We start from the raw sequence: 551 nt of genomic DNA, 5'->3' as shown, positions 1-551 counted from the left end.
AGGTACTCAGGCGGCCTGATTATCAAATCACGGAGAAAGAATTGCTGGCGGCCTGGGTATTATTCGCCAATCAGTTGCTCAAATATGGCTATGCTATGGCTGATTTATGAGGGGATCCTTCAGGACTATGCGCCAAAATGGCAGTCGCCACCGGCGTTGTTGTCTCTGCGATTACCGTTTGGTCGGCAAGCCCTATTCATATCTTTTCAACAAATAGCCAAGCCCTCTTTGAGTTAGTGTTATTCGCAGGCCCGGGCGCCGTTATCGGGGGATTACTTGCTCGCAAATTAGCGCTATATCTCCCAGTAAAAGTATTAAAACTCTTTTTCTCCATTTGGATCATTTTGACGGGGGTTGTTATGCTGTGACATTTATTATGCTACAAAGTTAAAATAGACGATGAAACTAAATAAAAAGCACTATGCCCTGAAGGATCCCCTCATAAATCAGCCATAGCATAGCCATATTTGAGCAACTGATTGGCGAATAATACCCAGGCCGCCAGCAATTCTTTCTCCGTGATTTGATAATCAGGCCGCCTGAGTACCTCC

At 45.2% G+C, this 551-nt stretch carries 1 pseudogene; it reads left to right on the top strand.

Annotated elements, in window-relative coordinates:
- Positions 1-122: 122 nt before the first annotated feature.
- Positions 123-368, top strand: a pseudogene (locus K5Q99_RS21960) (sulfite exporter TauE/SafE family protein); the annotation flags it as partial.
- Positions 369-551: the final 183 nt, after the last annotated feature.

This window comes from Shewanella hafniensis, from assembly GCF_019655335.1.
Classification (GTDB): Bacteria; Pseudomonadota; Gammaproteobacteria; order Enterobacterales; family Shewanellaceae; genus Shewanella; species Shewanella hafniensis.
Note: the sequence above shows the minus strand (reverse complement) of the source record. Positions and strands in the feature narration are given on the sequence as shown.